This window comes from Shimia sp. W99 (assembly GCF_053851455.3).
In genome coordinates this window covers 3,853,025-3,869,950 of the sequence record NZ_JBSQBU020000001.1, presented here as the reverse complement: position 1 = coordinate 3,869,950, position 16,926 = coordinate 3,853,025, and the positions used below count along the sequence as shown (strand labels likewise).

Genomic DNA, 16,926 nt, shown 5'->3' with positions numbered 1-16,926 from the left:
ACATGCGCGACAATGGAGGGATAAGTCATGAACCGCCTCAAGACATCTTCCGCCGAGATGGTCCAAAAAGCACGCGACCGGATCGAAGAAATCGAAACTTCGGACCTGATCAGGATGGCAAACGATCCGAACGTTGTCATCGTTGACCTGCGAGATGTCCGAGAGCGTCAGAAACTAGGCTACATCCCCGGCAGTTTTCATTGCCCCCGAGGTATGCTCGAATTCTGGGTAGACCCTGAAAGCCCATATTTCAAAGAGATTTTCGCCGAGCCAAAGAAGTTCGTCTTTCACTGCGCAAGTGGCTGGCGTTCAGCGTTATCGGTCGCCTTGCTCAACGACATGGGGTTCGAAGCTGCCCACCTGAAAGAAGGGTTCTCGACCTGGGAAAAGCATGGCGGCCCGGTCGCATTCCCATCCTCCCCGGCGTGATGGGAGCCGTAATCGCGTGGCAGGAAGCCCATCCTTGAACGCGAAAACGAAATTCGTGAACCTCGTACTCCGGATGGCGTCGGTTCAGTCCATCGAGACGGCCTGAACCCAACGTACGCTTGATGGTGGCGAGTCAGCGCCCCACCAATCCCTCGGCCTCGGCAAAAGCCAGCGTGTCTTCGAGCGTTTTCCCGAACCGGGCGACCATCTCGCACACCTGTTCTTCGGTGATGATCAAAGGCGGGCAAAAGGCGATCGCGTCCTTGATGTTGCGGATAATCAAACCATAATCATGCGCGCGTTCGAAAAAGAACGCGCCGACTTTGCCTTCCGGATCAAACCGGGTGCGACTGGACTTGTCTGCGACCAGTTGAACAGCAGCAATCAAACCAACACCGCGTATTTCACCTACAAGCGGGTGATCGGCAAAACGCGCCAGTTCAGACTGCAGAACCTTTCCCATTGCCGCCGCGTTGCCGACAAGATCCTGTTCTTCGATGATGGCGATGTTCTCCAACCCGACGGCTGTCGCAACGGGGTGCCCGGTGCCGGTAAACCCGTGACCAAGCGTGCCAAGCTTTTCCGAGTGATCCGCAATCGCCTCGTAGATGGCATCCGTCATCATGATCCCAGCCAAAGGCTGGTAGGACGATGTGATCTGCTTGGACAACACCATGATATCAGGAGTGATGCCGAACGTGTCGGAAGCGAACATCTTGCCCGTCCGACCAAAGCCAGTGATGACTTCATCCGCAATCAGTAGAACATCGTACTTATGGCACACGGCCTGCACTTTTTGCCAATACCCCGCAGGTGGCACCAGAACCCCACCCGCGCCAATCAGGGGCTCGCCGATAAAGGCGGCGATGGTTTCCGGCCCTTCTTCCAGAATTGTCGCTTCGATCTCGTCGGCCAGACGCTGGGAAAACGCCTCCTCACTCTCGCCTTCGTCGGCAAAGAAATATGCGTGCGGCGTGGTCACATGGCGAACCGGGATCGCGGGCAGGTCAAAGCCCGCGTGGTTCCACGGCAAACCTGTCAATGATCCCGAGGCCACGGTGATACCGTGATATCCACCGGTTCTGGCGATGAACTTTTTCTTTTCCGGGCGGCCCAACGCGTTGTTGAGGAACCAGATCAGCTTGATCACCGTGTCGTTCGCCTCGGAGCCCGAGTTGGTGAAGAACACTTTGGTCAGATGCTCGGGGGTGAGTTCGACCAACTTGTCAGCAAGACGCGCTGCCGGACCGTGTGTTTTCTGAGCGAACACGTGGTAATAGGGCAGTTTGGCCATCTGCTCCGCAGCCGCATCCACAAGGCGTTTCTGATTGAAACCGACCGCGACGGACCAAAGGCCAGCGAGACCTTCGATATACTCGTTTCCTTGTTCGTCGCGCACAAAAATACCATCCCCTTCCGCCATCACACGGGGCCCCTCGGCCTCGAGCTTACGGGCGTTGGTATAGGGATGCAGATGCGCGGCCTTGTCCAATTCCGCGGTCGAGTTTTGGCGTGTCATCAGCGTGTCTCCTGTTTCGGCGCTTTCTCTCCACCATGGCGCTAGCATTTCAGTCCCGCCCATTCAATCTGTGCGCATTAGCGGCTGACCTTTGGTCATCCGCGCATCCGCTTTGCAGGCCGCCCATCCCCCTGCGCTTTCAGGCAGGTCGAAACGTGTCCGGCGAGACTCCAGCTGAGGGCCTTCAAACGATTTTGAGCAACAGCTCGCGTGTATTCTCTGCCGTCATCTCAATCGGGTTGCCGCCAGTGCTCGGGTCAATCAACGCACCTTGCACGATCCGGTCGATATCAGGGTTTTCGATACCCAAACCGGCAAGTGATTTGGGAATTCCTAGAGAATCGTTCAGTTCATCGACATAGGCACAGAACCCTTCAAAGCCCCCCGCAATCCCCAAATAATTTGCGGCCTGAGCAAAAACGACTTCGATAGCGGGTCGGTTGAATTGAAGCACAGCTGGCATACAGACCGCATTCGTCGTGCCATGGTGTGTGTGATAGATCGCCCCGATCGGATGGGACAACGCATGAATGGCTCCCAGCCCTTTCTGGAATGCCGTGGCACCCATGGCGGCGGCCGACATCATATGCGACCGAGCCTCGATATCCGACCCGTCCGCATAGGCGCGCGGCAGGTACTCCTTGACAAGCCGCATACCTTCCAGGGCCATCCCCTGTGACATCGGATGATAATGCGGCGAACTGAATGCCTCGACACAATGTGCAAAAGCATCAAGCCCGGTTCCCGCCGTTATGAACGGGGGCATTCCCACGGTGAGCTCCGGATCACAAATCACAACGGTCGGCAAGAACTTCGGATGGAAGATAATCTTCTTTTCCTCGGTTTCGGAATTGGTGATCACCGAGGCCCGACCAACTTCTGAACCTGTGCCTGCCGTGGTCGGCACAGCCACGATTGGGGCAATAGTGTCCGCATCTGCACGCGTCCACCAATCCCCGATATCCTCGAAGTCCCAGAGGGGGCGGGTCTGACCTGCCCAGAATGCCACCAGTTTCCCAAGGTCCAGCCCCGAACCTCCGCCGAAAGCCACAACGCCGTCGTGACCACCGTCCTTGAACGCTTTTACCCCTGCCTCGGCGTTCTTTTCGTTCGGGTTAGGATCGACATCGGCAAAGATCGCCCGTCCCAACCCGGCCTCTTCAAGCAAATCCAGCGTGCGTTGCGTGATGTCCATGTTCGCCAGCCCGCGATCCGTGATCAGCAGCGGCTTTTTTATCCCGGCCGCCGCGCAGGCATCAGCGATTTCCGAAATGCGGCCCGCGCCGAAACGCACCGATGTCGGATAGGACCAGTTTGCAGTAAGTGACATGTTCTTCAGGCCTTTTTCAGGTGGTATGATTTGGGTCGAGTCAGATTGTGATAGCCGATGACGGACAGGCCACCGCCTCGCCCTGTGTCTTTGCAGCCAGTCCAGCACAGGCCCGGATCAAGATAGTCTGCGCGGTTCAGGAAAACCGTTCCAGTTTCAATCTGATCGCCAATTGCTTCCGCCCGCGAGGTGTCCTTGGTCCACAACGATGCGGTCAGACCAAAGTCACTGTCATTCATCAGGGCGATCGCTTCGGCATCATCGCGTACCGGCATGATGCCAACCACCGGGCCAAAGCTCTCTTCACGCATTACACGCATGTCGTGGGTTACATTGGTCAAGATTTGCGGCATTAGGTACGCGCCGCCGTCCTGCGGAAATAGCGCCGGATCGATATGCGCTTTCGCGCCTGCTGCTACCGCATCGGCCACTTGCCCGCGCACTTCATCCGCAAAGCGTACATGTGCCATCGGGCCAAGCGTCGTCTCAGGGTCGAGCGGGTTACCGAGCTTGTAGTCACTCACAATCGCCACGGCCTTTTCCACGAACTGATCGAACAGCGATTCGGCGACGTATATCCGTTCTATCCCACAGCAACACTGCCCCGAGTTGAACATGGCACCATCTATAAGCGTGTCCACCGCAGCGTCCAGATCCGCATCATCCATGACATAGCCGGGGTCCTTGCCACCAAGTTCCAGTCCCAGGCCGGTAAACGTCCCGCTGGCCGCAGCCTCCATGGCCTTGCCCCCGTTGACCGAGCCGGTGAAGTTCACGTAGCCGAAGGAACGTTCCGCGATCAGCTCGGATGTTGTGGGGTGATCCAGGAAAACGTTCTGGAAAACATCTTCTGGGATGCCGGCTGCGTGGAACGCGGCCGCCATGCGCTCACCTACTAAAGGCGTTTGCGACGCATGTTTGAGCATAACGGTGTTGCCAGCGATAAGTGCAGGCGCAACGGTGTTGATGGCCGTCATGTAGGGATAGTTCCACGGAGCAACTACGAAAACCACGCCATGCGGAACGCGCTTGATGACCCGCCGGAAAGCGCTGCTATCTTCGATCTCAATCGGGGCCAACGCGCTTTCGGCGATCTCTGCCATGTAGCTTGCGCGTTCGTTAAACCCACCGAATTCGCCACCATAGCGAACGGGGCGCCCCATCTGCCAGGCGATTTCCGGGACAATTTCGTCGTTCATTTCGCCTACACGCGCCACCCCGGCCTGCACAAGCGCTACCCTCTCGGACAATGGGCGACCCGCCCAATCTGCCTGTGCTGCCGTGGCGCGCGCTACGGCCGCGCGCGCTTCCTGAGCGCTCAGTGTCTCTCGTTCAGCGTATACCGATCCATCAATCGGCGAGATACATCTGATGGTCATTTGTCAGGCCCTTTCAAAGCCACGCGCGACTTCCCAATCCGTCACGATACGATCAAACTCTTCCTGCTCCCATTCCGCTGCGCGGGTATAGTGATCAATCACGTCATCGCCCATCGCCTCGCGAAGGAAAGCCGAATTGCGCAGCGTCTCGGTGGCATGGCGCAGGGTCTGCGGAATGTCCTGCGCCTTGGCGTCCTCATACACGTCCCCAACCGTCGCGGGTGCCAGCTCCATCTTGTCTTCAATCCCCTTGATCCCCGCGGCCAGCATGGCGGCCTGCGCAAGGTAGGGGTTGAGATCGGACCCGCCGATCCGGCATTCCACGCGCACCCCCTTGGTGCCGTCGCCACAAAGGCGGAAGCCCGCTGTGCGGTTGTCTACAGACCAAACCGTTTTGGTGGGCGCAAACGTTCCCTTGGCAAAGCGTTTGTAGCTGTTGACATAGGGCGCAAGGAAATAGGTGTACTCCGGCGCAAAGGCAATCAAACCGGCCATGTAGTGACGCATCAGATCCGACTGGCCAAGCTTATCAGAAGGATCAAAGAATGCAGGGCCGCCGTCTTTCCATAGAGATTGATGCACATGCGATGATGATCCGACGCGATCATGATGCCACTTGGGCAGAAAGGTTGCGGCATGCCCGTTCTGCCACGCAATCTCCTTGATCGCGTGTTTTGCGATGGTGTGGTGGTCGGCGCAGTTCAACGCATGGTCATAACGGATGTTGAGTTCTTCCTGACCGGCTTCCGCCTCGCCCTTGGTGTTCTCGATGGGCAAACCCGCGTCAAATAGGTGATTGCGGATAGGCCGCATCACGCTTTCTTCCTTGGTGGTCTGCAAGATGTGGTAGTCCTCATTGTACCCGCTAATCGGCTCAAGGTTGCGGAAGCCTTCCTTACGGATTTCGTCAAAGCTTTTCTCGAACAGAAAGAACTCCAGTTCCGTTGCCATCTTCGCTTCGAACCCAAGAGCCTCCAAGCGTGCAATCTGTTTTTTCAGTATGGAGCGCGGGGAGTGCGGCACCGGTTCATGCGTATGGTGATCCAGCACATCGCAAAGCACCATCGCGGTGCCCTCAAGCCAAGGGACAAGCCGGATTGTCTCGAGGTCCGGCTTCATTACGTAGTCGCCATAGCCCGAACGCCACGAGGTCGATGCATAGCCTTCGGGCGTCGCCATCTCGAGATCAGTTGCCAGCAGGTAATTGCAGCAATGTGTTTCATTGTATGAGGTTTCTACGAAATTGTTCGCGTGAAACCGTTTGCCCATCAGGCGGCCTTGCATGTCCACCAGGCAGACCAATACTGTATCTATGGTGCCGTCTGCGACACGGGATTTCAGGGCATCGAAACTCAGCGTTCCAGGCATGGCTTGTCCACTTGCATATTATAGGTTTGGAGGGGGCAGCCAACTGGCCGCCCCGCTTCATTGTCAGCCGTAGCGATAAGGCCGACCAGCCTTGAGCATATCGGCATTGTACTTCTTGATGATATCCACCACGCGACGCTTGGTGTCGGATTCGGCAGCAATCTCTTCCCAGAATTCGAATGCGGCGGCTTCGACCGTTGCCCACTCCTCATCCGGAATCGAAGTCAGTTCCATCTTGGGACCATTGACGCGCAGATTGGCCTCGCCACCCCAATACCACCACTGACGATAGTAGTGCGACTGATCACAGCAAACGCGGAACAGCGTTTGCAGGTCTTCCGGCAACTCGTTCCAACGCTCCATATTGGCAAAGAACGATCCGGCCCACGCACCCGAAATGTTGTTGGTCAGGAAGTAGTTGGTCACATCCGCCCAACCCACGGTATAGTCTTCGGTAATGCCCGACCACGCAATTCCGTCAAGCTCGCCCGTCTGCATGGCTACTTCGATGTCTTCCCAAGGCAGGTTGACCGGAATCACGCCAAACTGGCTTAGGAAACGACCAGCCGTCGGGAAGGTAAAGACGCGTTTGCCCTTCAGGTCGGCAAGGCTGCGGATCGGATCCTTTGTGGCAAAATGGCAGGGATCCCACGCGCCGGCGCTAATGTGTTTCACGCCAACCTTGGAATACTCCTCGTCCCAGATTTCGTTCAGACCGTACTGGTTGAACAACACCGGCACATCCAGGGAATACCGGGACGCAAACGGGAAATAGCCGCCAAAAACCGTTACTTCGGTGGGCGAAGCCATCGAGTCGTCATCCGACTGAACGGCGTCGATCGTACCGCGCTGCATCGCCTGGAACAACTCGCCTGTCGGCACAAGCTGATCGGCAAAGAACAGTTCGATCTGCATCCGGTCGCCGGCAATTTTGTTGAACATTTCCACGGCGGGCACGATCACGTGCTCAGCCAGAGCGGCACCGGCATAGGTCTGCATCCGCCACTTGATCGTGTTCTGCGCCAATGCGGGCGTCGCAAGAGCCGCCGCCGGAACAACGGCGGCGCCCTGGATAAACTTACGTCTTGTCGTCATGACTTCTCTCCTTTGTTGGTAAATCGGCCACATTGCCTGTGGCTCATTAGGGTTTGTTGTAAACGAAATCCGGCAACCAGGTCGCGATGCCCGGGAAGATCATGACCAACACCAATGCGAGCACCATCACCATTACAAACGGCGTAATCGAAGCGTAGATGTCACGCAGGCTGATCTCGGGCGGCGCCATCGCGCGCATCAGGAAAAGGTTATAGCCAAATGGCGGGGTCATATAGGCGATCTGGGTCGTGATCGTGTAGAGAATACCATACCAGATCAGGTCAAAGCCAAGCTCACCCACCAGTGGCACGTAAAGCGGCGCCACTATCACCAACATGGCCGTGTCATCCAAAAACGTCCCCATGAGAATGAAGCTCAGCTGCATGAGGATAAGGATCATCCACGGGCTGAGGTTGAGACGCTCGGTGAACAGGTTCTCAATTGCCTTGACCGCGCCCAGCCCGTCAAACACCGCGCCAAAGGCCAGCGCCGCGAGGATGATCCACATGAACATGCAGGTTATCCCGAGCGTATTGCGCACCGAGTTCTCGAACACTTCTCGCGTCATGCGGCCCTTGAACACTGCAGCCATGAAGGCCGCCAGCGCCCCAATCGCCGAGCTTTCCACGAGCGAGGTCCAGCCATTCACGAAAGGGATCATCATCGTCGCGAAAATGATGATCGGAAGCAGACCTGCCCGCAGCAGCCGCAGCTTTTCTGCACGGGGCATGTCGCGTTCATCCACCTTGAGAACCGGGCCGAGTTCGGGAGTAATGCGACAGCGCACGACAATGTAGATGATGAAAAGCGACGCCATCATCAGGCCGGGCAACACACCGGCGAGCCACAACTGGCCAACGGGTTGTCGAGCGATCATCGCATAGAGAACAAGCACCACAGAGGGCGGCACGAGAATGCCGAGACTTGATCCTGCCTGAATCACCCCCGTCACCATCCGCTTGTCATAGCCACGCTTGAGCAGCTCCGGCAGCGCAATCGTCGACCCGATAGCCATCCCTGCCACGCTCAACCCGTTCATGGCCGATATCAGAACCATCAGCCCAATCGTGCCGATCGCCAACCCACCCCGAAGCCCGCCCGTCCAGACATGGAACATCTTGTAAAGATCGTCGGCGATTTTGCTTTCGGACAGCACGTATCCCATGAAGATGAACATCGGCAATGTCAGCAGCGGGTACCACTTCATGAGCTTCATCGCAGCGGAAAAACCGATGTCAAAACCGCCCCTGTCGCCCCACAACAAAAGGGCAGCCACGACGGCGATAAACCCGATTGCGCCAAACACGCGCTGCCCGGTCAGAAGCATCAGCATCATCGAGGAAAACATCAAAGTAGCAATCAATTCATAGGACATCAGATGTCTTCACCCTTGAGACGCAGGACGTCCTTGAAAAATTCAGCCACGCACTGCAGGATCATCAGGAACATGCCGATGATCATCACGACCTTGATGGGCCAGAGATATGGTCGCCAAGCAGTTGGAGAACGCTCCAGGCGACCAACCTCTTCGGTTCCGAACAGCACCCCAGCCAAATAGGAAACCGGCTCCGTCCCCCAGTAGCCAAGGCTGTAGGCCGTGGAGCTGATAGCGCCGAACAACAACACGAGCAGATAGAAGATTAGCAAAAGCACTGTCACCAGATCGAACCAGGCTTTGCGCCGCGTGCTCCAGTCGCCATACAGCAGATCCATACGCACGTTGGACCCCATCTGAATGGAGTACGGACCGCCCAGTATGTAATAGGCCACCATCACAAACTGGGCCATTTCCAGCGTCCACAGTGATGGCAAAAAGAAGGTCTTGCTGATAGATGACCACAAAAGAATGCCCATCAGCACGAAGATCCCATACATCGCCAATCGTCCAATACGCAGATTCACTGCATCGACAACCCCGACATACCCTCGCATCAATCCAATCATGAGGGTTCTCCATTGGAGACAAGGTCCCGCAGCGCACTTGAGACCCATCCGGAAATCATGTCCGCCATTTTGACCTGCTGCCGAGATGCCGTGATCAAGTCATTGCGAATTTCCAGCATGACATTCAGGTGCGCACCCGGCAGGGCATGTTCTCGCAAGGTGTGCGTTACACCATGCTCGGGCCCATAAGGATCATTCCTCTCGACTTTCGCTTCAGTGTGCCCCGCCGCAATTGCCAGCATAGAGTCAGCCAATCGCGTGTCGAAATCATGCAATACACCGATTTCCACCGCTCGTGTTTTACCATGGTAAACAGGCGTGAAGCTGTGCACCGTGACAATCACGGGCGCCTCGGTATGTGACACCGTATGCGCAAGAAGTGTGCGAAACGGCTCGTAATAGGTTGCCACACGATCTGCGCGCGCGGCGTTGTTGAGCCCCACATTCCCCGGAACATCCACGATCTCACTGCGCGCTGGCATCGCGTCCGGGGCCTCGGGCGGTCTGTTACAATCATAGACCAGCCGGGACGCCCCGCTGACGACCAGCTTTGCGTCCAAGATGCGCGCCATGCGCTCCGCTACAGCAAGTGCACCAGGATCCCAGGCGACATGACTTTGCCGGAACTCTTCTGCCACTCCGAGATTGTCGAGCGCATCAGGAATGAAACTGGAGGCGTGTTCGCACACCAGGACAACGGAAGACCTGCCGTCCGAATTAATGATGCGCGCAGCGCCCTCAAAATCTTCTGCTGTGCTTTGATGCATTTGTTCCCTCGCAGGCTCCAAGGTGCTGCGCCATGAAGGAGTCTGTCAACAAAATTCTGAAAGATTTTTTTCACCTCCATCAATTTTGTAATATAAACAATCAAAATGGAGTCGCTCATGTCCAACTCAGACCTCACCATCTCCGACCGCATTCAGCGGAAGTTGGACGAATTGACTCGTGCGGAACGCCAGCTTGCCCACTCCATTCTTGAAAATTATCCAGCCTCGGGGCTTGGCCCACTGACCGCGCTGGCCAAGGGCGCAAATGTTTCTGCACCGACCGTGGCCCGCATGGTGCAAAAGCTGGGATACAAAGGCTATCCGGAATTCCAGGCCGAGCTCCGTGAAGAGCTGAAAGCAAAAGCAAAAAACCCGATCGCCAAGCACGACGCCTGGGCGGTAGGTGCACCATCAGGGCACATGCTGAATCGTTTTACGGATGCGGTGATCGAAAACATCCGCCAAACCCTTGGGCAGATTGATCCGGACCAGTTTGACACAGCCTGCGAGATGGTCGCGGAGCCACGCAGCCGGATTTACATTGTGGGCGGCCGTATCACCCACACGCTCGCCGAATACCTGTTCCTGCACATGCAGGTCATCCGGCCAGAAGTGGTTCATATCCAATCAACCTCGAACGGCTGGCCGCATTACCTCTTGGACGTCAAGGAGGGCGACGTCTTTGTCATCTTCGATTTGCGCCGCTACGAAAACAACACACTCAAGCTCGCCGAAATGGCGCACAAGAAAGGGGCAAAACTGATCCTGTTCACAGACCAATGGCGCTCTCCGGTCAATCGACTTTCGGACATCACCTTTAGCGGGCGCATTGTTGTACCCTCGGCCTGGGACTCAAACGTCACGTCCTTATTGCTGATTGAATCGATGATTTCGACCGTACAGAACCTGTGCTGGGGTGACACGAAGGATCGGGCCGAAGCGCTGGAAGATATGTTCGACCAAACTATGCTGTTCCGCAAATTTACCTGAAGCAAAAGCTGACCGTTACCGTAAACAAATCCGCTTCATCTGGCTTGCACTGCCACGACCATGTAGTGTGTGATCCACGCGGGTTCACATATTGGGCACATGCCACATGCCACGCAAACTGGAAAAAAACTGTTGAGATCGGTCCGGCTCCGCCTCTTGACGCTGGCGCTCTTGCCAATGGTGGTTCTGATGCCCCTCATGCTCATGTGGGGCATCAATCGCTGGTCGTCTGAATATGACAATATCCTGATTGCAAATGTCGAAGGGGACCTTCGGATCGCCGAACAATACCTTGGACGCATTCTGGCCCGAACTGGCGCAAATGTTCAGGGTGTCGCCGAATCCGCCGTGTTTCTCGATCGCCTCGAAAACGGTCCGGCCGAACTTGATGATTTCCTTGCGCTCAAGCAAGCCGAAATGGAACTTGACTTTCTCTACTACCTTCCCCCCTTCGAGGTACCAGAATCGGCCCGTACCTGGCCCGTCATCGACGCTGCCTCCACAGGCATCTTGTCGACAGATATCGACATATTTTCCTCCGAAAAGCTCAACAGCCTCTCTCCTGCTCTGGCGGAACGCGCCCGTATTCCCTTGATCGAGACGGTGGCTGCCGTGCCGACCTCCCGCATCATCGAGGACAGGGGAATGGTCATACACACCGCCAGTCCCGTGCGGTTCGAAAACGAACGTGGCGTTCTGGTCGGCGGGATACTCCTGAACCGCAACCTCGACTTCATCGACACCATCAACAAGCTTGTCTATCTGAACGCCGCAACAGGGGGCGACCGTCAGGGCACGGCAACACTTTTCCTGGAAGATGTTCGGGTGTCCACGAACGTGCGCCTGTTCCAGGATGTCCGGGCTCTTGGCACGCGGGTTTCCGCGATTGTCCGCAGAGCGGTTCTGGATGAAGGGCGGACTTGGCTGAACCGCGCCTTTGTCGTCAATGACTGGTACATTTCGGGTTACCTACCTGTCGTAGACAGCTTCGGTGACAAGGTCGGTATGCTGTACGTCGGTTTTCTGGAAGCGCCATTTGTCTCCGCCAAGCGTGCCATCAACCTTTCGATGTTTGCGGCCTTTCTCGTGCTGCTCGTTCTGTCGGTGCCGTTCTTCCTCCGCATGGCGCGCGGTATTTTTGCGCCTCTGGAACGCATGATCCAAACCATGACCAAGGTGGAGAAAGGGGACCTGTCCGCGCGAAATCACGCCAAAGGTGCGAGCGACGAAATCGGCCAAGTCGCGTCGCATCTGGACACTTTGCTGGACCAGGTACAGGAACGCGACCATGCACTCCGCGCTTGGGCGGACGAGCTCAACGCGCGTGTCGAAGAACGAACTGCAGAACTCAAGGAAGCCAACCAGAAACTTGAGGAAACTTTCAAACAACTTGTCATGAGCGAAAAGCTCGCATCTATCGGTGAAATCACTGCCGGGGTCGCGCATGAGATCAACAACCCAGTGGCCGTGATACAAGGAAATGTGGATGTCATTCGTCAGACGCTGGACGGTCGCGCCGACGATATTGCCACCGAACTTGGATTGATCGACAGGCAAGTGCACAGAATCGAAACCATTGTCGGCAAGTTACTTCAGTTTGCCCGCCCAACAGAATTCGGCACATACGAAGAAAGCGTGGACGTAGCCGCTGTGCTGGCAGACTGCCTGGTGCTTGTCGAGCATGTCATTTCAACGACGGAAATCGAAGTAACGACTGAATTTGGGCAGGCCCCCTTGGTCCGTATCAATCCCGGTGAACTGCAACAGGTCGTTGTGAACCTACTGGTCAACGCAGCGCAAGCGATGGGACAAAGCGGAACGCTCTCCCTCACCCTGACATCCCAAAGCCAGAACGGAAAGACAGGAGCCTCTTTGCACATTGCCGATACCGGGCCGGGGATTCCCGAAGAAAACCTTAACACGCTTTTTGACCCTTTCTTCACTACGAAACTTGCCGAAGGAACGGGTCTTGGGCTCTCAATCAGCCAGACTCTGATACAGCGTGCGGGCGGTTTTATCCATGTGCGCAACCGGGAACACGGGGGCGCTGAATTCACGGTCTGGTTGCCGGAAGACATTTTTCAATAGGGTCAAAAAAAGAGTTCAAAAACCCCATGCGGCACATTTCCTGTCAATCGTTTTGCGCGAAACCCCCAAGCGGCGCGCGGCTTCGGCCCTGTTCCCACCACTTTCGTCCAGCACGTGCATGATGTGGCGCTGCATAACCAGATCGAGCGTTTCGATCGCACGGCTTCCGGTCACCTGCCCGCTTCCGGCGAACTTATCGGGGAAAGCCCCAAGTATCACAGATCTTTCGATAAGGTTGCGCAATTCGCGCACATTTCCCGGCCAGTCGTAACGTGCGAACTTCAGGAGCGTTTCCTCGTCAAGCTCCAATGCCGGCAAACCCAACGTCGTTGAAAACTGCTGTATGAATAGCGCCGCCAATTCAACGATGTCCTCGGAACGCTCCTTTAGTGGGGGCATGTTGATTTTGACAACGTTTATTCGATGATAGAGGTCTGCGCGGAAACGCCCTTCGGCTACGGCCTGCTCTAGGTCGGCATTGGTTGCGAAAAGAAACCGCAGGTTAAGAGGAATGTCACGTTCGGCCCCCACAGGGCGAATGCGCTGATCCTCCAGCACCCGCAGCAGGGCCGCCTGCACCTGATCAGGCATCTGTACGACCTCATCAAGGAACAGTGTCCCCCCCTCAGCGTGCAGGAACAGGCCATCTTTCTGGCGCTCCTGCTCATCAATCAATCCAAATAACTCATGAGCAATACGATCTGGGGATATGGCTGCACAATTTACGGCGACAAATGGCTTGTCTGCCCGATCAGACATAGAATGCAAAGTGCGTGCGGCAACCTCCTTTCCCGTTCCGGTAGCTCCTGAGAACAGGACAGATGTCGGAAGCGGAGCAAGGCGGTTCAGGATATCCCGCACCTCGCAAATCGCGGCCGACTTGCCGAGCAGCCGCCCTTTGAGCACATTGCTCTCCACAGACAATTCGTGCTTGAGAAGAAAGTTTTCACGCCGCAGGTTCTGGCGGTCCAGAGCCCGTGCGGCAGCGTTCAAGATCTGGTTCGCCCGAAACGGCTTCAGAACAAAATCCGCGACACCGGTACGCAGCGCCTTGATGGCCGTTTCCAGGTCGGCGTAGGCAGTAATCAGGATGGTGTCGGAAAACAATCCCACATGACGCTGCTCGCGCACCCAATCCAACCCGGTCTTCCCGGGCATGATATTGTCAACAATCACAAGGTCAAAATAAGCTTGGTCGAGCATCTTGGTCGCTTCGGCTGCCGATTGCGCCTGTTCAACCCGCTTGCAACGCGGAGACAAAATCTTGGTCAAAAAGTTCCGCATGCCCGGTTCATCATCGACCACGAGAATCGAAGCATTCGCCAGGCTGTCGCCATACTCGTCTTGCGAGGTCATGCTTGCCAAAGGACTAGTCCAACCTTACCGAGGAACCCGATTGCTGATCTTGCGCCGAAAATCCCGCACGATCCAATCCAAAATTGGCCGCGACGGCGATCGCTGCGATGGCGACGGCGCTTGTCAAAATGACTTTCATGGCTGTTTCTCCGTGGCTTGAGACTTGGTCTTGATAAAAGCAATGAGGTCCCTGCGATCCTTGGCCCCAGCTATCACCTGCATAGGCATCTTGGATCCAGGAATATAGTGATCGGGCCCCTGTTCAAAGAGTTGGTCGATCGTGTCGGAATTCCAGACAATGCGTGAATTTTTGATCACTTCCGAGTAACGATACCCTGGCATTGTTCCAGCAGGTCGCCCGAATATGCCATACAGAGACGGGCCTGCCTTGTGCCTTCCTTGCTCTTCAAGAGCGTGACAGATCGAGCATTTTCGCATGAATTGGCGCTCGCCATTGCTCATCATATCAATGTCCTTCAGAAAACTGCGTGGCTGTCCGCCGACCGGCGTAAAATCATCCATCAATGCAAGCGGCCAACCATAGACCACATCATCAAGCCCGCCCGCATAGAGCATCTCGCCGTCGGGCGAGAATGCCAACGCCCAGACCGGGCCGCGCCGCATCGCCCGAAAATCCTTTTGAATACGCCACCTTTGCGTGTCCACAAGCATGATATACCCATGCCCATCCCCCACAGCCAAAAGTCCGGACTGAGCGTGGTAAGCAAGCGCGAGAATGGGTTTGCGATCCAGCGTGAAATCGGCGATCGCATCACCTGTCGCGGGGTCGACGATGCGGGTTCCCCCGTCCACGGCGCCATAAGCAAGCCATTCCCCGTTTGGCGCCATCATCAGACGGTTCACGCCAAATCCATGCTGAACCAAAGGCTCCGCCGCTACGTCTTCGCTCAGTTCAAACCTGAGGACTTCGCCCTTGGTCGTTGCCAAAAAGGCGTGTGTTCCATTAGGGGAAAAAGTAACGTCATTTACGCCACTGTCGCGTGGCGAAAGTACTCTCGTCTCGCCCTGCCCCAATGGCCAAAGCACCGCTGTCCCGTCCCAACTGGCTGAAGCGACCATCTGACCTCCAGGCACTGAGCTCAGCGCGGCCACCTTGCCTTTGTGACGGCCCAGAATGCGCGCTTGGCCATTTTCCCAAACCCGCACCGTGAAATCATCTCCGCCAGAGACAATGCGCCCATCTTCAAGAAAAGCCACCGACACCACGGCCGCATCATGTGCGTCCAGCCAAGCTACTTTTCGTCCCGACCAAAGGCCAAGAGTATTGTCAAAACTGGCGGAGACAACCTGTCCCTCGACCGACACGGCAAGCCCCATGATCGGTCCGCCGTGACCTTTCAAAGTCGTGAATTCCTGCGCCGCGACAGTCGCGGCACAGAAGCCCAGAAACGACACGAAACAAGCAATGCGCTTCATGGCTTACTCAGCCGGGCTTGCTTTATCTTTTTGAGCTTCCGCCTTGACCTCCTCGAGCCAAATCGAGTGGTGTTGATGCGCCCAAGCCTCGTCCACTTCACCGCTGCCCATTGCGTCAAAGGCACCCTCCATACCGATGGATCCGATATAGACATGGGCGGTGACGATCATCATGAGAATGAAGGCCGCAATCGCGTGCCAGCCTTGGGCCATCTGCATGTGCTCATGGGGCGCCATATCGGCCGATCCGTCGCCAAGGCCGACCAAAGCACCCAACCCCCATTCGTTCATCAACCCAAAGGTCGTACCGAATATCGGGAACTGGAACGGAAAGAGAAGCGCAATTCCTGTCGCGGAGATCATCGCGCCAAGGAGGATGACAGACCAGAAAATCATTTTCTGACCTGCATTGAACTTCTTTGCAGGCGGGTGCGCGTTTCCGATAATGCCGCCGAACTGGCGCAACCAGACAATGTCAGTGCGGTTAGGAATATTGTGGATGACCCACATCACGAAAACCACGATGAGACCTAACATGAAGGCCCAGGATACGTTGTTGTGCACGACTTTGGACACGAGCAGAAGATTTGCATTGAAGTCCTTGCCAACAAGAGGCGCAATGAACTTACGCCCAAAAAGGACCAACAGCCCGGTCAGGCCCAGCACGAGAAATGAAATCCCCAGAAGCCAATGCCCAAAACGTTCAATCGCCTTGAAACGCGTAACCGTTCGTCCGGTCTTTGCTTCGTCGATGCGAATACGTCCTCGCAGCAGGAAAAACGCCAGAAGCGCGCCCGCTGTGCCGACCACCATCCAGAAGCCCCATATCTGGAGACGCCCCTGCCGCCACTCCAGCCACTTCATTCCCCCGTCCTGCATCAGGACGGTTGCGACCTCACCACCGGCAGACACCGAGGTTTCCGCTGATCCGTACCGGATCGCACGCCAGAGTTCCGGATCCGACGTGCCACCAAGGGGCCCAAGTTGAGGAACCGGCGCGGCCAGATTGGGGTCTCCAACATCGTTTCGCCATGCAGAATCGTCCACGGGCTCACCGCGCTGTCGCGCCATGATGTCTTCCAATGTCTGCGCGCCTCCGGTGGCGCTACGGTCAGGGGCCGTCTGGGCCTGAGCCGAAATCCCTATGAAAAGGAAAAGTACGAGTGCGAGTGCCACGCGTAGCATGGGGCCCACCTCCAATGGTTTGAAACTGCGAATCCGGTG

At 56.3% G+C, this 16,926-nt stretch carries 15 protein-coding genes; 3 read left to right on the top strand and 12 right to left on the bottom strand.

Features of this window, described 5'->3' with window-relative positions; genetic code table 11:
- The first annotated feature begins 27 nt into the window (after positions 1 to 27).
- Positions 28 to 429 (top strand): rhodanese-like domain-containing protein, encoded by a 402-nt coding sequence (locus ACS3QZ_RS18705; RefSeq protein ID WP_093094680.1) that lies wholly within the window; start codon positions 28 to 30, stop codon positions 427 to 429.
- Between the two features lie 133 nt (positions 430 to 562).
- Here ACS3QZ_RS18705 and ACS3QZ_RS18700 read toward each other — a convergent pair whose 3' ends face one another.
- From ACS3QZ_RS18700 to ACS3QZ_RS18665, 8 genes are all read right to left on the bottom strand, one after another.
- Positions 563 to 1,948: an aspartate aminotransferase family protein gene (locus tag ACS3QZ_RS18700; RefSeq protein WP_456039175.1), complete on the bottom strand. Its 1,386-nt coding sequence runs from the start codon at positions 1,946 to 1,948 to the stop codon at positions 563 to 565.
- Between the two features lie 184 nt (positions 1,949 to 2,132).
- Positions 2,133 to 3,278 (bottom strand): iron-containing alcohol dehydrogenase, encoded by a 1,146-nt coding sequence (locus tag ACS3QZ_RS18695; RefSeq protein ID WP_456039174.1) that lies wholly within the window; start codon positions 3,276 to 3,278, stop codon positions 2,133 to 2,135.
- Between the two features lie 5 nt (positions 3,279 to 3,283).
- Positions 3,284 to 4,657, bottom strand: a complete 1,374-nt coding sequence (locus ACS3QZ_RS18690; RefSeq protein WP_456039173.1) for an aldehyde dehydrogenase family protein — start codon at positions 4,655 to 4,657, stop codon at positions 3,284 to 3,286.
- A gap of 3 nt (positions 4,658 to 4,660) precedes the next feature.
- Positions 4,661 to 6,025, bottom strand: coding sequence for a glutamine synthetase family protein (locus tag ACS3QZ_RS18685; RefSeq protein ID WP_456039172.1), 1,365 nt, complete (start codon positions 6,023 to 6,025; stop codon positions 4,661 to 4,663).
- Positions 6,026 to 6,088: 63 nt separating this feature from the next.
- The gene (locus tag ACS3QZ_RS18680) at positions 6,089 to 7,120 is read right to left on the bottom strand and encodes a TRAP transporter substrate-binding protein (RefSeq protein WP_093094675.1); all 1,032 of its coding nucleotides are present in this window, start codon (positions 7,118 to 7,120) and stop codon (positions 6,089 to 6,091) included.
- A gap of 46 nt (positions 7,121 to 7,166) precedes the next feature.
- The gene (locus tag ACS3QZ_RS18675) at positions 7,167 to 8,495 is read right to left on the bottom strand and encodes a TRAP transporter large permease (RefSeq protein WP_456039171.1); all 1,329 of its coding nucleotides are present in this window, start codon (positions 8,493 to 8,495) and stop codon (positions 7,167 to 7,169) included.
- Positions 8,495 to 9,064, bottom strand: a complete 570-nt coding sequence (locus ACS3QZ_RS18670) for a TRAP transporter small permease subunit (protein WP_456039170.1) — start codon at positions 9,062 to 9,064, stop codon at positions 8,495 to 8,497. Before ACS3QZ_RS18670 ends, ACS3QZ_RS18675 begins: the two co-directional genes overlap by 1 nt.
- A complete protein-coding gene (locus tag ACS3QZ_RS18665; RefSeq protein WP_456039169.1) occupies positions 9,061 to 9,831 on the bottom strand; it encodes an N-formylglutamate amidohydrolase in 771 nt (256 codons plus the stop codon). Before ACS3QZ_RS18665 ends, ACS3QZ_RS18670 begins: the two co-directional genes overlap by 4 nt.
- Before the next feature lie 117 nt (positions 9,832 to 9,948).
- Here ACS3QZ_RS18665 and ACS3QZ_RS18660 point away from each other — a divergent pair, with 117 nt between their 5' ends.
- Both ACS3QZ_RS18660 and ACS3QZ_RS18655 read left to right on the top strand, forming a co-directional pair.
- The gene (locus ACS3QZ_RS18660) at positions 9,949 to 10,821 is read left to right on the top strand and encodes a MurR/RpiR family transcriptional regulator (RefSeq protein WP_456039168.1); all 873 of its coding nucleotides are present in this window, start codon (positions 9,949 to 9,951) and stop codon (positions 10,819 to 10,821) included.
- 189 nt (positions 10,822 to 11,010) lie between these two features.
- Positions 11,011 to 12,909 carry a sensor histidine kinase gene (locus tag ACS3QZ_RS18655; RefSeq protein ID WP_456039167.1) on the top strand — a complete coding sequence of 633 codons (1,899 nt, stop codon included), beginning with the start codon at positions 11,011 to 11,013 and terminating at the stop codon, positions 12,907 to 12,909.
- A gap of 15 nt (positions 12,910 to 12,924) precedes the next feature.
- On the opposite strand, the gene ACS3QZ_RS18650 is transcribed toward ACS3QZ_RS18655, so the two are convergent.
- From ACS3QZ_RS18650 to ACS3QZ_RS18635, 4 genes are read right to left on the bottom strand one after another with little or no spacing between them, the layout of a single operon-like run.
- Positions 12,925 to 14,265, bottom strand: a complete 1,341-nt coding sequence (locus ACS3QZ_RS18650; protein ID WP_456039368.1) for a sigma-54-dependent transcriptional regulator — start codon at positions 14,263 to 14,265, stop codon at positions 12,925 to 12,927.
- Positions 14,266 to 14,278: 13 nt separating this feature from the next.
- Complete coding sequence (locus ACS3QZ_RS18645) at positions 14,279 to 14,404, bottom strand: hypothetical protein (RefSeq protein WP_456039166.1); 126 nt, start codon at positions 14,402 to 14,404, stop codon at positions 14,279 to 14,281.
- Positions 14,401 to 15,702, bottom strand: coding sequence for a c-type cytochrome (locus tag ACS3QZ_RS18640; RefSeq protein ID WP_456039165.1), 1,302 nt, complete (start codon positions 15,700 to 15,702; stop codon positions 14,401 to 14,403). Before ACS3QZ_RS18640 ends, ACS3QZ_RS18645 begins: the two co-directional genes overlap by 4 nt.
- Before the next feature lie 3 nt (positions 15,703 to 15,705).
- Positions 15,706 to 16,887, bottom strand: coding sequence for a formate dehydrogenase subunit gamma (locus tag ACS3QZ_RS18635; protein ID WP_456039164.1), 1,182 nt, complete (start codon positions 16,885 to 16,887; stop codon positions 15,706 to 15,708).
- Positions 16,888 to 16,926 lie beyond the last annotated feature (39 nt).